General features: G+C 60.6%; 18 protein-coding genes. 4 read left to right on the top strand and 14 right to left on the bottom strand.

Annotation, left to right across the window (positions count from 1 at the left end):
- Positions 1 to 85 precede the first annotated feature (85 nt).
- The gene (locus tag KUA23_RS12160; RefSeq protein ID WP_052211095.1) at positions 86 to 535 is read right to left on the bottom strand and encodes a hypothetical protein; all 450 of its coding nucleotides are present in this window, start codon (positions 533 to 535) and stop codon (positions 86 to 88) included.
- 418 nt (positions 536 to 953) lie between these two features.
- Between KUA23_RS12160 and KUA23_RS12155 the strand changes: the two genes are divergently transcribed.
- The 3 genes from KUA23_RS12155 to KUA23_RS12145 all read left to right on the top strand — a co-directional run bounded on the left by KUA23_RS12155 (position 954) and on the right by KUA23_RS12145 (position 1,874).
- Positions 954 to 1,229 carry a hypothetical protein gene (locus tag KUA23_RS12155; RefSeq protein ID WP_214497601.1) on the top strand — a complete coding sequence of 92 codons (276 nt, stop codon included), beginning with the start codon at positions 954 to 956 and terminating at the stop codon, positions 1,227 to 1,229.
- Between the two features lie 110 nt (positions 1,230 to 1,339).
- The gene (locus KUA23_RS12150; RefSeq protein WP_078048040.1) at positions 1,340 to 1,570 is read left to right on the top strand and encodes a hypothetical protein; all 231 of its coding nucleotides are present in this window, start codon (positions 1,340 to 1,342) and stop codon (positions 1,568 to 1,570) included.
- A 67-nt stretch (positions 1,571 to 1,637) separates the two neighbouring features.
- Positions 1,638 to 1,874 carry a DUF2789 domain-containing protein gene (locus tag KUA23_RS12145; protein ID WP_028615869.1) on the top strand — a complete coding sequence of 79 codons (237 nt, stop codon included), beginning with the start codon at positions 1,638 to 1,640 and terminating at the stop codon, positions 1,872 to 1,874.
- 7 nt (positions 1,875 to 1,881) lie between these two features.
- Here the strand turns inward: KUA23_RS12145 and KUA23_RS12140 are convergent, their stop codons facing one another.
- From KUA23_RS12140 to KUA23_RS12080, 13 genes are all read right to left on the bottom strand, one after another.
- Complete coding sequence (locus KUA23_RS12140) at positions 1,882 to 2,085, bottom strand: hypothetical protein (protein ID WP_028615868.1); 204 nt, start codon at positions 2,083 to 2,085, stop codon at positions 1,882 to 1,884.
- A gap of 115 nt (positions 2,086 to 2,200) precedes the next feature.
- Positions 2,201 to 3,433 (bottom strand): methyl-accepting chemotaxis protein, encoded by a 1,233-nt coding sequence (locus tag KUA23_RS12135; RefSeq protein WP_428847459.1) that lies wholly within the window; start codon positions 3,431 to 3,433, stop codon positions 2,201 to 2,203.
- Positions 3,434 to 3,978: 545 nt separating this feature from the next.
- A complete protein-coding gene (locus KUA23_RS12130) occupies positions 3,979 to 4,383 on the bottom strand; it encodes a TraR/DksA family transcriptional regulator (RefSeq protein ID WP_010564800.1) in 405 nt (134 codons plus the stop codon).
- Positions 4,384 to 4,721: 338 nt separating this feature from the next.
- Positions 4,722 to 5,744, bottom strand: coding sequence for an ABC transporter permease (locus KUA23_RS12125; RefSeq protein WP_252994014.1), 1,023 nt, complete (start codon positions 5,742 to 5,744; stop codon positions 4,722 to 4,724).
- 26 nt (positions 5,745 to 5,770) lie between these two features.
- Positions 5,771 to 7,324: a sugar ABC transporter ATP-binding protein gene (locus tag KUA23_RS12120; RefSeq protein WP_078048037.1), complete on the bottom strand. Its 1,554-nt coding sequence runs from the start codon at positions 7,322 to 7,324 to the stop codon at positions 5,771 to 5,773.
- Positions 7,325 to 7,389: 65 nt separating this feature from the next.
- A complete protein-coding gene (locus tag KUA23_RS12115; protein WP_078048036.1) occupies positions 7,390 to 8,319 on the bottom strand; it encodes a sugar ABC transporter substrate-binding protein in 930 nt (309 codons plus the stop codon).
- 352 nt (positions 8,320 to 8,671) lie between these two features.
- On the bottom strand, positions 8,672 to 9,700 hold the full coding sequence (locus tag KUA23_RS12110) for a Gfo/Idh/MocA family protein (protein ID WP_252994013.1): 1,029 nt from the start codon (positions 9,698 to 9,700) through the stop codon (positions 8,672 to 8,674).
- Positions 9,701 to 9,853: 153 nt separating this feature from the next.
- Positions 9,854 to 10,864 carry a bifunctional inositol 2-dehydrogenase/D-chiro-inositol 1-dehydrogenase gene (gene iolG / locus KUA23_RS12105; protein WP_078048034.1) on the bottom strand — a complete coding sequence of 337 codons (1,011 nt, stop codon included), beginning with the start codon at positions 10,862 to 10,864 and terminating at the stop codon, positions 9,854 to 9,856.
- Positions 10,865 to 10,882: 18 nt separating this feature from the next.
- Positions 10,883 to 12,814, bottom strand: a complete 1,932-nt coding sequence (gene iolD / locus KUA23_RS12100) for a 3D-(3,5/4)-trihydroxycyclohexane-1,2-dione acylhydrolase (decyclizing) (protein WP_252994012.1) — start codon at positions 12,812 to 12,814, stop codon at positions 10,883 to 10,885.
- A gap of 130 nt (positions 12,815 to 12,944) precedes the next feature.
- The gene (locus KUA23_RS12095; RefSeq protein ID WP_099493440.1) at positions 12,945 to 13,766 is read right to left on the bottom strand and encodes a TIM barrel protein; all 822 of its coding nucleotides are present in this window, start codon (positions 13,764 to 13,766) and stop codon (positions 12,945 to 12,947) included.
- Positions 13,767 to 13,792: 26 nt separating this feature from the next.
- Positions 13,793 to 14,581, bottom strand: coding sequence for a 5-deoxy-glucuronate isomerase (iolB, locus tag KUA23_RS12090; RefSeq protein WP_078048031.1), 789 nt, complete (start codon positions 14,579 to 14,581; stop codon positions 13,793 to 13,795).
- Positions 14,578 to 15,471: a myo-inosose-2 dehydratase gene (gene iolE / locus KUA23_RS12085; protein WP_214497597.1), complete on the bottom strand. Its 894-nt coding sequence runs from the start codon at positions 15,469 to 15,471 to the stop codon at positions 14,578 to 14,580. The genes iolB and iolE overlap by 4 nt, the downstream gene beginning before the upstream one ends.
- 165 nt (positions 15,472 to 15,636) lie before the next feature.
- Positions 15,637 to 17,574 (bottom strand): bifunctional 5-dehydro-2-deoxygluconokinase/5-dehydro-2-deoxyphosphogluconate aldolase, encoded by a 1,938-nt coding sequence (locus KUA23_RS12080; protein ID WP_252994011.1) that lies wholly within the window; start codon positions 17,572 to 17,574, stop codon positions 15,637 to 15,639.
- A 284-nt stretch (positions 17,575 to 17,858) separates the two neighbouring features.
- Here KUA23_RS12080 and KUA23_RS12075 point away from each other — a divergent pair, with 284 nt between their 5' ends.
- On the top strand, positions 17,859 to 18,767 hold the full coding sequence (locus KUA23_RS12075) for a MurR/RpiR family transcriptional regulator (protein WP_012723775.1): 909 nt from the start codon (positions 17,859 to 17,861) through the stop codon (positions 18,765 to 18,767).
- The last annotated feature ends 385 nt before the right edge of the window (positions 18,768 to 19,152 follow it).

Genomic DNA, 19,152 nt, shown 5'->3' with positions numbered 1-19,152 from the left:
GTATGCGCGAAGCCTCTGAATAGTTAAGTCAACTCAACTGTAGTAGAGGTTCCGGGAGATAGCGGGTGATCGCGGTTTTTGCTGATTACTCGCTGGCCTTGAACGTGACCAGTTCACCCTTTCGCCATTTGGCGGCCTTGCCGGTCACGGCTTTCAGGGTTTTGGTCAGGCCTTCTTGCAACTGCTCGTTGGCGGCGAACACCAGCATCACGCTGTGGCCTTCCTTGAACACAATGCCCTGGCCTTCGGTCGAGGACACAAAGGCGTAGTCGCCCAGGCCATAGACGGTCAACTTGATGTCGCGGAACTTCAACTCGAACTTGCCGCCTTCACGACTGGGCAATACCGCCGCGCGGAAATGGTCGCCGACTTTGAGTTCAAGGCGAGGCTTGTCGTCCACCACCAGCGCCGCTTCAGTGTCGATTTCGGCAATGTAGATGCCTTCCGGCGTCTGTTCGGTAATGTAAACAAAACGGGATTGAAACTGTTTGACCAACTTTGCGCGCAAATCACCCAGCACGAACAACGCGTGCATATCCAGATTACTGACTGCCAAGGAAACGCCCCCACATCGAAAAGAGCGCCGTCCGCCAGAGCGGGCAGCACAAAAAAACGGCCGTTACGGCACGATCACACAACGCATTGTTTGAAAAAAACTGAAGAAAATCCCGCTGTCGCGCCATAAGACTAGTACAGACGTACGCGATGGACCTTTGTAAAGGTCATCAGGCATCACAGGAGATCACAGGTTCAACGGCCCGAGAATACGGGCTGACCAACTTCAGAGAAAAACCCAATTAAAAATGCAGTTTTCCGACATGCCAACACAAAAAGACACACCTGCCACGGAACTGGGTGTTGACCGCCGACGACAATACTAAAACAGCAGCACAGAGCAAAACCACCCACAGCGTTGCAATCACATTACCCGGATCGACCGAAAGGAGCAGGCCATGCAACGATCAACCTACAGCGCTATGTCTTCGTACACCCGTCCATCCCGTCAGGACGAAGCCCAATACTACCGCTTGAATGGCTCTGATGGGTACTCGGATTCGGTTCTTTACCAAGTCGTGCCTGCCGGTAGAAACTTCTTCCACATCCGCGAAGTGCTCAGCGGCCGAATCAAAGGCTTTCGCAGCGACCATGTCAAGGCCTGCGAGCTGGCCAAGAAACTTGAAGCAATGCTGCAGACAGCCCACGGAGCAATCGTTTCGTCAGGCCATTAACTTAACTGCGCCGCCGACCCGCAACAACTGCCATACTGGCCCGTCCACTGAAGTTTGTGCCCGCCGGGCCAGGTTTCACCAGTGCAGTTATCTCCAAGGGAAGGCTCTACGTGACGGAATTTGATATCGGCGAATTTTTCATCCATGGCGACGCGAGAGAAGTAGACGGCGAATTCCAAGCTGTGATCGTAATGCGGGCCAAGCCACCGCTGACCACTGTCACCACCCACCAGGTGGAAAAAGACCGCTGGTTCAAAACTGTCGACGCGGCTGCCATCGCCGCCAAGGACGCCGCCAAGGCGTTAAAGACTGCCGTGGACGCCGGGGCCCTGAATTCCTGAGATCCGATAGAACTCTGCTGCGCCACAACCCTCCCATGCATAACGACCACCCTGCATGGAGAACCAAATGGACGCGCCAATCCCCACCCTTGAAACCCTGTTTGAACAATTGGGCCTGGATTCAACCCCAGACGCCATCGATGCGTTTATCGTTGCCCATCCATTGCCTGAAGACGTGAAGCTCATCGATGCACCGTTCTGGTCGGCGCAACAAGCGAGTTTTCTCAAGGAAGAGCTTCGCGACGATGCCGAATGGGCGATTGCCGTGGATGAACTGAACCAGCGCCTGCATCAAGCGAACTGAGTCGGCGTCAATGCAGGCTGTCTGACTGCTCCAGGCGCAACAGCGCCTGCCAGGCAGCCCTGCACTCCTCCGCTTCATCGCGACTGGCGAACGCCGTGCCGCGCTGCTCACCGTTGAGCAACACCACCCAGCAAGCCTTCTGACCCAGCGCACGCAAGGTTTCGGGAACGCCACTGCCAATCATCACGGCGACATCGACTTTGTTTTGCATGAAGCTTCTCCGCAGCATTAGTTAGCTGGCTAACAATGTTGGCCATGCTACGGTTTTCCTCCAGTTGGAAAAAGCTATCCCCGGAATAGCTCCATTGCATAAACAGCAATAATCCCTATCGTCCGCCTTTTGCTACCTCGGGTTTATAGCCCAGGCGCAAGCCGCCCCAATGCCGGCCCTTGACCATGATCGGCACCGACAGGTCGTGCATCAGTTCGCCGGTGTCACGGGTATAGGTCTGCAGCAGAACGGCCTGTTGGTGGCTGCCACAGCGGATCCCGGTGCGGTCTTCAAACTTGCGCTTGGTGCGGTTCTGCACGGCATCCACCTGCGCATCACCGGTCAGCGCGTGGGAGAACGCCTTGTTGTGCGTCGGCACATAGCCCTGGGGCGTGCAGGCGATGGCAAACACCAACCCTTCATGCCGTGGCAACAGTGCCTCCTGGATCGCCGGCAGCACCTGGTCGGTGTAGCCGTCAAAGCGGGTGTGGTATTTGCTCGGGCTGGTATTGGCGATCGGCGTGTAGCTGCGGTCGAACAGGTCGTCCAGGCTGATGCGGTTCTGCTGCACATCGGCTTCGAACTGCGCGGCAATCCGGCTTGCGCCTTCACGCGCCAGGTCGTAGATGCGCTGGTGGTAGTCATCCAGCCCGACTTCGGCCAGGCGCTCGCTGATGGTTTCGGCCTGGCCTTCCATCTGCACGGCAGCCTCAGCCAGTTGACGGGTTTGCTGATCGCTGACGGCCAGGTCGCTGCGCATCTGCTCCACGGCATGGAACAGGCTGTCGAGTTGCGTGCGATTGGTGTCGGTGCCCTGGGCGATTTCATTAACCTGGCCCTCCACATCCGCCGCCAGGCTGGCGATATTTTGCAGTTGCTCGCCAGCGTGCTCCACCTGCTCGACGCCGGTGTGCAGGTCGGCCGAGAGCTGGCGAATCTGTTCCACCACCTGGGCAGTGCGTTGCTGGATATCCGCGACCATCACGCCCACTTCATCAGTGGCCGTGGCTGTTCGCCCGGCGAGCCCGCGCACTTCATCGGCGACCACCGCGAACCCGCGCCCGTGTTCACCGGCCCGTGCGGCTTCAATGGCCGCGTTGAGCGCCAGCAAATTGGTCTGGCTGGCGATGGACTGGATCACCAGAGTCACCCGCTGGATTTCCTCACTGCGCTGACTCAAGGCTTCGATCAGTTCACGACTGGCATTCGCGCGCTGGCTGAGCTGGTGCATACGCGTGATCGATTGGGCCAGCACCTCGCGGCCTTCAGTGCTGCGCCGGTGGGCCTGGCTGGCAGCGCCTAGCGCTTCGCGACTGAGTTGAGAGGTGATCTTTTCGGTGCCGATCATCACCTCGGCACTGCTGACAATCTGCTTGGCGGCGCTCAACTGTGATTGCAACCGGGCAGCCAGCTGCTTGACCGAATAGGCCACGCCGGCGGCGGACAATGCGTTATGGCTGGTGGTGTAGGACAGGTCGCGCGTCAGCTCGCCAATGGCATCGACGCCTTCGGAGGAGGCAATAACCGGCGTGCGACTTTTCAGCCGAGGCAGCCAGATCACCAGCAGCGCCAGTGGCAAGCAGACGTAGAGTGGCAGGCTGGCAAGCGCCAGGCCCAGCAGTACCAACACCAGGGCGGTGCTCTGCAAGAACGGCGTGAGCCAGCCGGGCAACCCGCGCACCACCGGTTGCGGTGGCACAGCTGCGCCCATCAGAGATCCGTCTCCAGCCATCGTCGTTACCCCACTGCTTGTCATTATTGTTCCTGCATTAAACGCCACTATCAGGCCATTATCCATGGGCCTTTAGTGGGGTAGCTTGCAGCAGATCAATAGACGGGGTGTAACGGGTCTTTCCCTGGGGAACCGCGTGGCGATCCCCCAGCTTCACCGCATCAGGCTTGGCGCTGGTGCTTGTCGATCTGCTCGTGGCGCTCTTGCGCTTCGATGCAGTACTTGGTGGTCGGGCTGATCAGCAGGCGCTTGAGGCCGATAGGCTCGCCGCTGTCATCGCACCAGCCAAAGGAATCTTCCTTGATGCGTTCCAGTGCACGCTCAAGCTGCGGCAGCATGCGCTGGTCGCGGTCGATTGCGTTGACCAGCCAGGTACGCTCTTCTTCAACGGAAGCGGCGTCAGCCGGATCGGCCGGGGTGTCCAGGCTTTCAATGGCGATACGGTTCTGTTCAATGCGCTCGTGGTGTTCCACTTTCATGTCTTGCAGCAACTGCTCGAAAAAAGCGTGCTGTTCGGCATTCATGTAGTCATCCGCCGGCATGGCCAGCAACTTTTCCTTTGTCATTGATTTCTCTATAAAAAATACGTGCATTAAGGCGAATAAGGGAGCGTTCCGGCCGACCTCTGCAGGTCTCGGAAAGGCGCCGTCCATTCCAAGCGCCACCCGGCACTCAATTTACGAGGGGCGGCAGTCTAAGGCCGACTTGAGGGCGCAGCAACTGAAATGACAGGCATTTTTTCCCAGATAACCCCAAAAGGCACCAGGACGGGCTTGGCGAATGGTTATCGGAGTGCGTTTATAGCAGGAAAGTTCGTGAAGCAGCTATAAGCCGCAAGCGGCAAGCGACAAGCTGCAAACATCAGCATGCTTGCAGCTTGAGGCTTGAGGCTTGCCGCTGCGCCTCAGCGCTTGAGCTTGCGCTTGTTGCGGTACTGGTCGATCACCACCGCCACCACAATGATCAGGCCCTTGATGATGTCCTGGATGTACGCATCCACACCGACAAAGGTAAACCCGCTGGCCATCACCCCAAGGATCAGCGCGCCGATCACGGTGCCGGTGATGCGCCCTACCCCGCCCGCCAGGCTGGTACCGCCGATCACTGCCGCAGCAATCGCATCCAGCTCATAAGACATGCCCATGCCGGCCTGGCCGGTGGCGGCACGTGCCGAGGCCACCACACCCGCCAGGCCAGCCAAGAGACCGGCGATGCTGTACACGATGATCAAGTGGCGCTTGACGTTGATCCCCGAGGTACGCGCCGCCTGCATGTTGCCGCCGATGGCGTAGGTGTACTTGCCATACTTGGTGTAGCGCAGCGCGATATGGAAGATCACCGCCACCACCAGGAAGATGATCACCGGCATCGCGCCATGGCCGATGGCCGTGTACGAGTCCGAGAGCATGCTCACCGGCTGGCCTTCGGTGTAGTAACGCGCCAGGCCACGGGCCGAGACCATCATGCCCAGGGTCGCAATGAACGGCGGAATGCCGGTGACGGCGATGATGCTGCCGTTGATCGCCCCCGCCAGCAGCCCGACGCCCAGCCCCATCGCCACCGGGATCCACACCGGCAAGTCGGTCAGGCTCGGGAATACCGCACGGGAAAAGTCGGAAGTCTGGGCCAAACTCGCAGCGATCATCGCCGACAGCGCCAGCACCGAACCGGAGGACAGATCGATCCCCGTGGTGATGATGACCTGGGTCACGCCGATTGCCAGCAGACCAATGATCGACACTTGCAGAATCATCAGCACCAGGCGCTGGGCGTTCATCAGGAAACTCTGGTCCCGCACGATCCAGCCAAACAGCTCGAAGACCAGGCCGATGCCGATCAGCACCAAAAAGATGCTCAGCTCGGTGGGCATGCGTCGACGACTTTTGGTTGGCACCGTCGCAGGCTTGTTATCCGTTATTGCGTTCATAACCCATCACCTTCTTATTCTGTACGTCAGTGGACTGCGGTCATCCCGGAGGCCAACTGCATGACTTTTTCCTGGGTCGCTTCGCTGCGGTCCAGGGTGCCCATCAATTCGCCTTCGTGCATCACCATGACCCGGTCGCTCATGCCCAGCACTTCGGGCAATTCGGAAGAAATCATGATCACCGCCATGCCTTCGCTGGCCAGGAACGAGATCAAGCGATAGATCTCGGCCTTGGCGCCCACGTCGATGCCCCGCGTGGGTTCATCAAGGATCAGCAGGCGCGGGTTGGTCATCAGCCAGCGTGCCAGCAAGGCCTTCTGCTGGTTGCCGCCGGACAAGGTGTCGATGCACTGCTCAAGGGACGGGGTTTTCACCCGCAGCTTCTTGCACATGTCTTCGCACAGCGCACGCAGGGCTTTCTGCTGGATAAAGCCGTTGCCCGAGTAATGCGGCAGCACGGCCATTTCCATGTTTTCCAGGACCGACAGGCACGGGAACAGGCCACTGAGCTTGCGGTCCTCAGTCAGCAGGGCAAACCCTTTCTCGATGGCCATGTGCGGGTCGCTGATACGCACCGCTTTACCGTCCAGTTCAATCTGCCCGCCGTCGCTTGGGGTGATGCCAAACAGGGTCTCCGCCACATTGGTGCGGCCCGAGCCCATCAGCCCGGCGATGCCAAGGATCTCGCCAGCGTGCAGGTCGAAGGAGACGTCCTTGAACACCCCGTCCAGGCGCAGGTCGCGGACCGACAGCAGCAGGTCGCCGATGGGCGTCTCGCGCACCGGGAACAGCTGGCTCAGCTCACGGCCGACCATCATCGAGATCAGGCTGTCGCTGTTCATGCTGTCGGCGCGTTGCAGGCCGATGTAGTGGCCGTCGCGGAACACCGCCACTTCATCGGCGATGGCGAACACTTCGTTCATTTTATGCGTGATGTAGACGATGCCTTTGCCCTGGGACTTGAGGTCGGCAATGATCGAAAACAGGTGGGCCACTTCCTTCTCGGTAATGGCGGACGTCGGCTCATCCATGATCAGGATGTCGGAGTCGTAGGACACGGCCTTGGCAATCTCGACCATCTGCCGCTCGGCGATGCTCAGGTTACCCACGTGTTCCTCGGGGTCCAGGTTGATGCGCAGGCGCGCCAGCAATTCGGCCGTGCAGCGGTGCATTTCGCGGTGATTGACCATGTGCAGGCTGTTGAGTTGCTCGCGGCCGATCCAGATGTTCTCGGCGATGCTCATGTGCGGCATCAGGTTGAGTTCCTGGTGGATCATCGCGATCCCGGCCTTCTGGGCCGCCAGGGGCGTTTCAAACACAATCGGCTTGCCGCGCAGGCGAATCTCGCCAGCGTCGGGCTGGTAGATGCCGGCGATGATTTTCATCAGCGTCGACTTGCCCGCACCGTTCTCGCCCATCAGCGCCAGCACTGTGCCGGGGCGTACCCGCAGTTGCACGTCGGCCAGGGCCACGACGCCGGGGAAGCCTTTGCTGATGTTGACGATTTCCAACAGGTAGGGTTCGTCCAGCGGCAACGGCTGGATGCCGGGGGGCTGTGAGACAGCGGCTTGAGCGAGCATAAGGAGGTACTCCATCGGCAAGGCGGGCACGACCGCCCTGCCGGCTTATTGTTGTTATGTAGGGGCTACTTGAAGTCTTTGACGTTGTCCGGGGTGATCAGCTGGAACGGGATCACTACGTTCTGCTCGATAGGCTCGTTCTTGGCCATCTTGCGCGCCGTCTCGACCGACTTGTCCGCCTGGCCCTTGGCGTCCTGGAAGGCCGACACGGTCATGTCACCCTTGGTGATTGCGTTCAGGCCGTCCGGCGTGCCGTCGACACCGGCGATCAACACGCCCTTCTTGCCCGCCGATTTCAGCGCCATGGCGGCACCGATCGCCATCTCGTCGTTGTTCGACAGCACCGCCTGGAAGTCGCGGCCCTGGGTCAGCCAGTCGTTGACCAGGGTCATGCCCTTGTCACGCAGCCAGATACCGGTCTGCTCCTGCTCGATCTTGATGCCTGGGTACTTAGTCAGGACTTCCTTCACACCCTTGGTACGGTTGGTGGTGGAGTTGTTTGCCAAGTCACCCAGCAGGATCACGATGTTGCCTTTGCCGCCAAGCTTTTCGGCGATGTACTGCATCTGCAGCTTGCCGGCCTCGACGTCATCGGAGGTCACCGCCGCGACGCCTGGTGCCAGTGTCGGGCTGTCAGGACGACGGTTGACGAACACCAGCGGGATTTTCGCTGCGGTGGCGGCCTTGATGATGTTGGCCGTCGACGCGGTATCCACCGGGTTGACGATGATCGCGTCGACTTTCTGGCTGATAAAGTTTTCGACCTGGCTCAGTTGCTTGACCACATCGGCGCGGGCGTCCTCGAACTGCAGCTGCACGCCATCGCCCTTGGGATAGGATTTGGCTTGCTTGTCCATGTCTTCGCGCAGGTAGGTGAGGAAGGTGTCATCGAAGGCGGACATGCTCACGCCTATCTTCAGGTCGGCAGCCGAGGCAACACCGCTGGCGAGCAGCATGGACAAGGCCAGCGCGGTAAAACGGATCGGGGTCTTCATGAACGGTCTGTCTCCACTTTCTTGTTGGTTTTTTGGACGTTGCGTTTATCAGAGCTCAGCAGGCAGCCGGACCACCGGTGCGCCTGGAATACAGCAGACCAGCGCGCCTTGGTTTTCGACGCACAGCACATTAAGGAAGGAGAAGTAGAATGGCCGGGCGCGGGGCAGACCGCGTGGCGTGTGGGCAGGGCGTAAAACTCGCAGTACAGCGTTGAAGATTTTCATCTGACGGTACCTGGTTGTTTTTGATCTTGTTTTTGTTGAGCCGTGCGGATCGAGTCCGAACGTACTTTATGCAACCTGGAAAAGACTTTATTGGAAAATAATTTCCATATCAACCTGTTTTAGAATTTTATTCTATTTTTGTTGAAACCACCTGCTGGCGCTCGGCGCTCAGGCGTGCGGCGTCCAATATACGGGTGGTTTCCAGCGCGTCATAGGCGTCCACCGGCAACGGCCCCTGCCCTTGCACCGCCAGTTGCAACTGCCGATAGAACTGCGTCCAGCAGCCCTTTTCCGAAGGTACTCGCTCACGCTCAGAACCTTGTTCGAACCAGCCCCAGCGTCGATGCTCTTCGGCACCCCAGTGCTCGCCTTCGGTTTTCGGCGACTTGCCGGCCATTAACGCCTCTTCCTGACCGTCCAGGCCTTCGACGGTGTAACAGCCTGCGCTGCCACTGACGCGAAAACGCGGTGCCTGGCTGTTTTGCAAGGCGTTGCCCCACAGATGGGAGATCACGCCGTTGGCATGAGTCAGGGAGACAAAGAAGCCGTGATCCACCGTGGGGTGTTCGGCGGTGTAATGCAGCTGGGCGAACACTCGATCTACCGGGCCGAACAGTTGCAACGCCTGGTCGACCAAATGGCTGCCCAAGTCGCGCAGCCAGCCACCACCGCTGGCGTTACCTACGGCTTGCGGGCTGTAGCGTTCCACGCGGGATTCAAAGCGGCTGATTTTGCCCAGGGCACCGGCGTCGATGAGCTTGCGCAGGGTCAGGTAGTCCGAATCCCAGCGCCGGTTCTGATACACGCTGAGCAGCGTGCCCTGGCGCTCGGCCGCAGTGATCAGCGCCTGGGCCTGTTCGGCGTTGGCGGCGAAGGGTTTGTCGCTGACCACGGTAACGCCGTGTTCGATGGCTTCCAGCACCAGGGCCGGGCGGCCTTTGAGGGTGGTGGAAATAACCAAGGCGTCGACACCCGCCTCGACGATCTGGCCGATGGAATCGAAAGCCTTGAGACCAGGATGGTCAGTCGCCAACTGCTGGCGGCGTTCAAGTGAGCGAGTAACGACGCCAACAAACGTGGCGCCGGGCAGTGTAGCAATCAGCGGCGCATGAAAGAAGCGCCCTCCATGGCCATAGCCAACCAGTCCAATTCGCATACATACACTCCTAATTTAAACTGGAAACCCAATTCAACTGTGGGAGCTGGCTTGCCTGCGATAGCAGTGTGTCAGGCAATGAATCTGACACTGATGAACCGCCATCGCAGGCAAGCCAGCTCCCACAGTTTTTAACCGGGTTTCTTCAGTGAATCAGCCGTAGAAGTGCGGGCGATCCGGCAGGCTCACCTTCACAATCTGCTCACTGTTCTGCGCCTCGATGCACGCATCCGCCGCCACTGCCGCCGCAAAACCATCCCACGCCGACGGCCCGCCGACCTGGCCGGCGCGAACGCTGTCGATAAACGCCTGCAACTCCACGTCATAGGCCCCGATAAACCGGTCCTTCCAATCCATCAGAATCGCGTTGGACAGCTTCGCCCCGCTGCGCAATTGCACCTGGGACGGCTCCGGCAGCTTGGCGATGCCGGTCTCCCCCACCACTTCGCACTGGATGTCATAGCCGTACTGGCAGTTCACAAACACTTCCACATCGATGCGCGTGCCCTTGGCGGTTTCCAGCAGCACGATCTGCGGGTCACGCAGGTGCGCCAGGGCCTTGCTGGATTTGCGCGGGAACACCACTTGCACCGACACGTAGTCATCGTTGAGCAGCCAACGCAACACATCCAGCTCGTGGATCAGGGTGTCGGTGATCGCCATGTCGGTCTTGTAGTTCTCACCTACCGTGGGGTTGCGGTGCGCGCAATGCAGCATCAACGGCTCGCCGATCTGGCCACTGTCGATCACGGCCTTGAGGGCGCGATAGCCTTCGTCATACGGACGCATGAAGCCGACTTGCACCAGGCGCTTGCCGTAGGCCACCTCGGCATCGACGATCTTGCGGCAGCCCTCGGCAGTGACCGCCAGGGGTTTCTCGCAGAACACCGGTTTGCCGGCGGCGATGGCGGCGAGCACAAACTCTTCGTGGCTCGGGCCCCAGGAGGTCACCAGGATCGCTTGCACCTGCGGCGAGTTGATCAACGCATGGCCGTCGGGGTACACCTCGGCGTCCAGTTTCAAGTCCGCCACCACCTTGGCGGCCTGTTCAAGGTTGATGTCGGTCACGGCGACGACCTGGCTGTTGAGCAGGGTCTGGCTGCAACGACGAATATGGTCCCGGCCAATGGCGCCCGTACCAATCACTCCAAGCTTCAAAGACATACAACACTCCTCTTGTTATTAGTACTGCCGGGCCTTCGCCAGGTGTTCGTTGAGTTTTTTCGCGGCGGCATTCGTGCGTTCGCTGGTGGACACCTGCGCCACGCCTACCCGCCACCACGACAGGTAGCCGTGGACCATAGTCTTGGGCAGCACCTTGATATCGATCAGCGTCGAAACCGTTTGAGTACGCGCATCCGCCAGCGCCGCTTCGAGTTGCTCCACGGTGCTGACCTTGTAGGTCTTGCAGCCATAGGCCGCCGCGCTCATGGCAAAGTCCACCGGCACCAGGCCGCCGTCGAGCTTGCCGCTCTCGGGGTTGCGGAAGCGGAACTCGGTGCCGAAGCTGTCCATGCCATTGCCGATCTGCAGGTTGTTGATGCAGCCGAACGCCATGTTGTCGAGCAGTACCACGTTGATCTTGCGCCGCTCCTGGACCGAGGTGGCCAGCTCCGAGTGCAGCATCATGTAGGAGCCGTCGCCGACCAAGGCGTAGACCTCTTTGCTCGGCTCGGCGAGTTTCACGCCCAGGGCGGCGTTGATCTCGTAGCCCATGCACGAATAGCCGTACTCGACGTGGTAGGTGTTCACGCCCTTGCTGCGCCAGGCGCGCTGCAGGTCGCCGGGCAGGCTGCCGGCGGCGGCGACGATGATGGCGTCGTCGGCCAGGGTTTCATTCAATACACCCAGCACGCGGCTTTGGGTCAGGCACGAACCGGTCAACTCGATAAATTCACGCAGCACCGCGCGGTCCAGGTGGTCGTCGACCTCAGGCACAAAACCGTCGCCGGCATATTCCACGTGGTGTACGCGGTCCACTTCGGCCTCCAACTGCGCCTTGGCCTCACTAATCTGCGCGCCCCAACCGGAACGGTAATCGCCGAGGGCATCTGCCAGTGCCTTCAAGGCGACCTGCGCGTCGGCCAGCACCTGCACACCGTCCAGTTTCAGGGCGTCACAGGGGTTGATATTGAGGTTGAGAAACTTCACGTCTGCGTGCTTGAACAGCGATTTGGACGAGGTGGTGAAGTCGGTGTAGCGCGTGCCGATCCCAATGATCAGGTCCGCTTCGGGCGCCAGCAGATTCGCCGCCAGGCAGCCGGTTTCACCGATCCCGCCGACGTTCAGCGGATGGCTGGAAACCACGGCGCTCTTGCCCGCCTGGGTTTCCGCGAAGGGAATATCAAACCGCTCGGCAAAGGCTTGCAACGCGGCATTGGCGCCGGAGTACTTCACCCCACCACCGCAGATAATCAGCGGCTTGCGCTTGCCGCGGAACGCCGCCATTGCATCACCGATCATCGCGGCGGTCGCCGGGCGACGCTCGATGCGGTGCACGCGTTTCTGCAGAAAATAATCCGGATAATCCCAGGCCTCGGCCTGCACATCCTGGGGCAATGCCAGGGTCACGGCGCCGGTTTCGGCCGGGTCGGTGAGCACGCGCATGGCGTGGATCGCGGCGGTCATCAACTGTTCGGGGCGGTTGATGCGGTCCCAGTACTTGCTGACTGAGCGGAAGGCATCGTTGGTGCTGATGCTCAGGTCATGGAACTGTTCGATCTGTTGCAGCACCGGGTCGGGCTGGCGGCTGGCGTAGACATCACCGGGCAACAGCAACAACGGGATGCGGTTAGCCGTGGCGGTCGCAGCGGCGGTGAGCATGTTGGCGGCGCCCGGGCCTACGGAGGCGGTGCACGCGTAGATCTTGCGGCGCAGGTGCTGCTTGGCGAAACCGATGGCCGCATGGGCCATGCCCTGCTCGTTGCGCCCCTGGTGCACCACCAGGTCACCACTGTCCTGCTCCAGGGCCTGGCCCAGGCCCAGCACATTGCCGTGGCCGAAAATAGTGAACACTCCGGCGACAAACTTACTCTGCACGCCATCGACTTCGATGTATTGGTTATCCAGGAACTTCACCAGGGCCTGGGCCATGGTCAATCGTGTTGTGGTCATCACTTGCACCTTGTGTGAATACAACTCCAGTGTGGGAGCTGGCTTGCCTGCGATAGCGGTGGGTCAGGCAGTGAATTCATATCTGATCGATCGCTATCGCCGGCAAGCCAGCGCCTACCTTTGGTTTGCGTTATGCCAGGGACTTTTCCAGGTGGGCAATGCTCGCGCCCAACGCTTGCTGGATATCGGCCAGGCCGTGCACGCTCTCGGCAAACGGCTCAAATGACAGGTAGCCGCTGTAGCCGGTGCTAAGCAAGGTGTCGATCTGCGCCGCGTTGCCGAGGATGTCACCCTCGCCCACCAGCACGCGGTGGCCGTCGCGAATCGCGTTCAGCGGCGCCTCGGCATCTTCCACGCCGGAGATGTGCACCAGTCCAGTCAGTTCCGGGAAGAACTCATGCTCGCTGGCCAGGTGATGATGGAAGGTGTCGTGCACCAGGCGGAACACATCCAGGCCACCAATGGACTTGATCGCCTCCACCGCCACGCGCTTGCGGCGCAGGGCACACTCTTCAAAACCCAGGGGCTCGATAAAGCCGAGAACCCCGTACTCGCGCAGGATCGGCGCCAATTCGCTCAAGGCCGTGCGCAACCCGGCCGCGCGCTGGGCTTCGCTGCGCGTGTCGCCCGGCTCATTGAACGGGCACATCACCAGGCCCTGTGCGCCGCATTCACGGGCATAGGTCGCCAGTTTGATCGCCTGGGCCCGGCGTTCGTCGTTCCACACATCAAAGGGGTACAGCGCGTTGATCGACAGCACGGTGATGCCCTGCACCGCGCACAGTTCGCGCACGCGGCTGGCCGGGGTACCGAATTCGATTTGTTTGTCCGCCAGGTCGTTGCGGATCTCGATCGCATCGCACTTGAGCGTGGCGGCCAACTGAATGAAATCCGGCAGGGACAAATGGGGGGCGACCATGCGGTTAAGGGCAAAACGTAGAGGCGACTTCATTGTTGTTCTCCGTCCAAAACCGCTGATTAGAGGTCCAGCAGCCAGCTGTGCTGCGGGTCGTTGTGGAAGTGCCAGGCGCGCTTGGGGCCGGCCATGACATTGAGGTAATAGGACTCGTAGCCATACGGGACGCTGACCGGGTGATACCCCTTGGGCACCACCACCAGGTCGCTGTTTTCCACAGCCATGGCCTGGTCGATGCTGCGGTCGTCGGTGTACACCCGCTGGAACACAAAGCCCTGGGGTGGGTTGATCTGGTGGTAGTAGGTCTCTTCAAGGAAGCTCTGGTGCGGCAGGTCGTCGGTGTCGTGCTTATGCGGCGGGTAGCTCGACGAATGCCCGGACGGCGTACGCACCTCCACCACCAGCAGCGAATGGGCCGGCTCGCTGTCGGGCAGGATGTCGCACACGTAGCGGGTGTTGGCACCTTTGCCACGCACGCTGCGCTTGCAGTTTTCCGGACGGATCAGGCGTGGCTCGTAGCCCTCGCCGCCCGGGGCGGCGCACACGGCAATCTGCACATCGCTCAAGGCTGTGACCTGGGCATCGGTGCCCGGCGGCAGGTAGGCGGCGAAGGGGGATTTTTCTTCAAACACCGAATGGCGATCCCCGAGGTTCTGCCAGTTGAAGCCTTCGCCTTCGATGTTCACCCGCCCACTGAGCAGCACCAGGCACAGCTCCTGGTCGCCGGCGCTGACCGGCAGGGTTTCGCCCAGGCTCAGGCGGTAGGCGGCAAAGCCCACGTACTCCAGGCGCCCGGCTTCGAGGGCGACCATGGTTTTCCCGCGTTTGCTGCTTTTGACCAACAAGCTCATTGTCCGGCCCTCTCATTCAGAAGCGCACGTAAGGTGTCGTAGCCTTTTTTCGCATAGATATAGCTGGGGGCCACGGCGGGGTCCTGCTCGGCCTCCACCACCAGCCAGCCTTGGTACTGGGCGGCCAGCAGCACATCGAGCAATTCGGCGAAGTCGATATCACCGTCGCCGGGCACGGTGAAGGTGCCGTTGACGATACAGTCGGGAAAGCTCCACATCTGGTTGCGCGCCAGTTGCACCACCGGTTTGCGCACGTCCTTGAAGTGCACGTGGCAAATGCGGTCGATGTGTTTGCGCAGCACCTCGATAGGTTCGCCGCCGCCCATGTAGCAGTGACCCGAGTCAAACAGCAGGCCAACTTCAGGACCGGTGCGGCGCATCAGTTGGTCAATGTCTTCCGGGGATTCGACATAGGCGCCCATGTGGTGGTGGTACGCCAGGCGCACGCCCTGGGACAGCGTGAAGCGCGCCAGTTCAGTGAGCTTGTCGGCGTAGTCCTGCCAGGCTTGTTCGCTGTGAAAACGTGGGCGTTCGATCAGGCGAATGCGCGAGCCCTGGATCGAATCGGCCACCTCGCCGTAGACCAGCACCGTCGCGCCGTTCTGCTTGAGCAACTCGACATGCGCGGCGATGGCCTCGATCTCCTCAGCCACCGAGCGCCGGGCCAGGCGGCTGGAGTACCAGCCGGAAACCAGCGCCAACTCATAAGGGCGCAATACGTCGCCGACGCCCTTGGCGTCCTTGGGGAACTTGCCGTTGAGTTCAAAACCTTCGTAGCCGATTTCCTTGCCTTCGCTCAGGGCGGTGCTCAAGGGTGTTTCACCGCCCAGGGCCGGCAGGTCGTCGTTGCTCCAGGAGATCGGGTTGATGCCAATTCGGATTGCGGGCATGGCTGCACCTTTTATTGTTTTTCAAAGTTGCATGAGAGCTGCTTTATGTGGGAGCGGGCGTGCTCGCGAATGCGGTGTATCAGTTGAAGAATTTGTAGCTGATGCACCGCATTCGCGAGCAAGCCCGCTCCCACATTTGATTGCATTCCCTATCTGGAGCTGTGCTTAGGTCCGAGCACTGCGCCAGGCGTTAATGAGCTGTTCGAAGGTGGCCTGGACTTGCTGGATCAAGGTCTCGTCATCAATCTCCCCGGCCATCCACGCGCGGCTCGGTTCCTGGAAGATCGTGCGGCCCACGGCAAAGCCACGGCAGGTGGTGCTCTGGCTGGCCTGCTGGAAACCGTCGGCGAGAAATTCCGCCGACGCATTCAGGCCCAACAACACCACGCCACGGCAGTACGGATCGCGCTCCTGGATCAGTTCGTCGAGCTTTTTCCAGTCTTCGGCCGATTGCGCCTCGATCTTCCACCACGCCGGGTAGATACCCAGGTTGTACAGGCGCTTGAGGCTGCGGTAGAGCACATCCGGGTAGGTGGACGGGTGATCCTTGGGCGGGATGACTTCCAGCAGCAGTTCATGGCCGCTGACAATCGACGCCTCATATACCGCCTTGAGTTGTGCCTCTTGCTCCAGGCGCAGCATCGGCTCGTCATCCGGGTGAAATTGCACCAGGCATTTGATGATTTGCTCCTGGGGCCAGGCAATCAGGTTGCTGCCCACCGAGCGACCGTGTTCGAACGCCAGCGGCCGAGAGTTCTGCACCTCGACCGGGCGTGCGATCCACCAACCGCGACCGCTGGCGGCGTTGAGCGCGTCCTGGCCGAAGCGTTGGTCGGCCAGTAGACCGACATCGGCTTCTACACCTTGCTCGGCGAGTTTTTTCTCGACGCGTTCGATGGCCTGGATAAACAGTTGCTTGGCATCGCTGATGCGCGCCGGGTCCTGGCCGCCCTTCTGCGCCAGGTCCACCAGTTGCCAGCGGTGGTCGAAGGCAAACACGAATAGCTGCTTCCAGGCCTTGCGCGGCACTGTCACGCGGTGCAGGCGTTGCAGGGTCACGTCCTGGTCCGGACGGGTAATCGGCACCGGGCTGTTGAACAGGTACTCCAGCTCCGCGGGTGTCGGCATGGCCGGAGCACACGCATGGCGCGACACGACCAGGCCGCCACAGGCATTGGCCAACTGGCTGCAGCGCTCATCGCTGGCGTCATTGATCCAACCACTGAGGAACCCCGACATGAACGCATCGCCGGCCCCCAGCACATTGAGCACTTCCACGCGCACACCGGGGTAGATGGCGCCGTCTTCCAGGCGTGCGGGGATGGCGCCGTGAATCACCGTGCAGCCCTGCGGGCCGAGCTTGACCACCAGGGTCGCCGGGGTCAGCTCACGCACGTTACGCAGCGCGCTGAGCAAATCTTCACTGCCCCCCGCGATCAGGAATTCTTCTTCGGTGCCGACGATCAGGTCGAAGCGCGGCAGGATTTTCTGCACGTGCTGGCTGACATTCTGATCGGCCACAAAGCGGGTTTCGCCGTCGGCCTTGCCTGCCAGGCCCCACAGCACTGGGCGGTAGTCGATATCCAGCACGCACTTGACGTTGTGCTTGGCCGCGTAATCCAGTGCCTGGATGCTGGCCTTGTACACGCCGTCGGTGGAGAAATGCGTGCCGGTGATCAGCAGCGCCTTGCTGGAGGCGATAAAGGCTTCGCTGATGTCTTCGGCGCGCAGGGCCATGTCGGCGCAGTTTTCGCGGTAGAACACCAGGGGGAAGGTTTCGCGGTCCTTGAGGCCGAGCAACACCAGGGCGGTGAGGCGTTCCGGGTCGACCTTGATGCCGCTGACATCGCAGCCTTCGCGGGCCAGGGACTCCACCAGGAAACGCCCCATGTGGTCGTCGCCCACCCGGCTCAGCATCGCCGACTTGAGCCCAAGCCGTGCGGTGCCAAAGGCGATGTTGGCGGAGGACCCGCCGAGGTACTTGGCGAAGCTGGACACGTCCTCAAGCCGCGCACCCACTTGCTGTGCATAGAGGTCGACGCCCAGGCGCCCGAGGCAAATCAGATCCAATTGACGCCCACTGGCAAAACGAGTCTGGCCCATGCTGGCTCCTGTTATTTTTATCAGCCTGCGTTGTGCCGCCGTGGCGATGGCAAACGCTCTTGGTGGGAGCAGACTAGAACGTCCGGCGACGCCAATCAATATTTATTCCAGATATTTTTTCATTGGAATATTTTTTCCATTAAGCTTGTACAACGGCACTCCCAACGCAGTGCATCGTTTCAGCAGGCCACGCCGGCCGTGATGCCGGGGTATTTTTTTGCGCCTACCCTGTAGACTTGCGCCACCCATCAGCGCAACAGACAACAACGCCAGAAGGATTGCCCATGTCCCGCACCGATCCCGAGACCACCCTGGAAGACTCTATCGCCAGCCCTCCGATCAATGCCGAGCGCCTGTTGCAGCTGATCACCGACGAATACGAAAGCCTGCCGCGCCAGCTCAAGCGCATCGCCAGCTACATGAGCCAGCAGAGCGACCGGATCATGGTCGACCGCATCAGCGACATCGCCCGCGAGTGCGAAGTGCACCCGTCGGCCATCGTGCGCTTCTCGCAACGCTTCGGGTTCAGCGGGTTTAGTGAGATGCAGGCGCTGTTCCGCGAGGCCTACACCCACAAGACCACGCCGGTGCAGAACTACCAGCAACGCATCCGCAGCATGATCGCCAACAAATCGCAGAAGGCCAGCGGGGGTGACCTGGCGCGCGAATGCGTCAACGCGACCTTGTCCGGCATCGAGCGTCTGGGGCTGGAGTTGGATGATGTCGCGTTCGACAAAGCCGTGGACCTGGTGGTGAATGCCGACAATATCTACGTAGTCGGCGTGCGCCGCTCTTTTGCGGTGGCCGATTACCTGGTCTACAACCTGCAGCACACCAACAAGCGCATCCACCTGATTTCAGGCCTGGGCGGCAGCTACCGCGAGCAGATGCGCAGCGTGCGCGCCAATGACCTGGTGATCGCCATCAGCTTTACGCCCTACGGCAAAGAGACCCAGCACTGCCTGCGCATCGCCCAGCACCACCAGGCCAAGACCCTGATCATCACCGACAGTAACCTGTCGCCACTGGCCAAGCGGGCGAACGCCGTGCTGTTGGTGAATGAGGGGTCGTCGTTTGCGTTTCGTTCGTTGAGCGCCACGCTGTGCTTGTGCCAGGCGTTGTTTATTGCGGTGGCGTATCGGTTGGAATTGAAGGTGGATGAGATTCATGAGCAGGTTGGATTTGATGACTGAGCATGAGCCTCTGAAGGTCCCCACATTTATTGCTCAGCGTTAGGGGTTGGGAATACGCTGCCGGGATAGGCCTGAACGTGCGCTGCTGCAACGGGGCTTCCATCTGACGGCCACCGCGTACGCCCTGGTGTTCGCCGCTACCATCAGCGGCTACATGCTCGGCGCGAACCTGTTTCGCCGCTTGGTATGCTGGGCAACCGCCTGCGGTGATCATTGGCTACACCGCGCTGACCCTGGCACAGATCCGCTATCACGGCCGCGTGCTGGCCAAATGGTTAATAACGGCTTAGCCGCACCTCTCGGATGTGCAGGTGATTATCCGCACACCGCGTAAGGGCCTGACGAACATCTGGCCCCTCCGACTGGCCAAAAGCTGGCTGACCCT

This window comes from Pseudomonas pergaminensis, assembly GCF_024112395.2.
GTDB lineage: Bacteria > Pseudomonadota > Gammaproteobacteria > Pseudomonadales > Pseudomonadaceae > Aquipseudomonas > Aquipseudomonas pergaminensis.
Note: the sequence above shows the minus strand (reverse complement) of the source record. Positions and strands in the feature narration are given on the sequence as shown.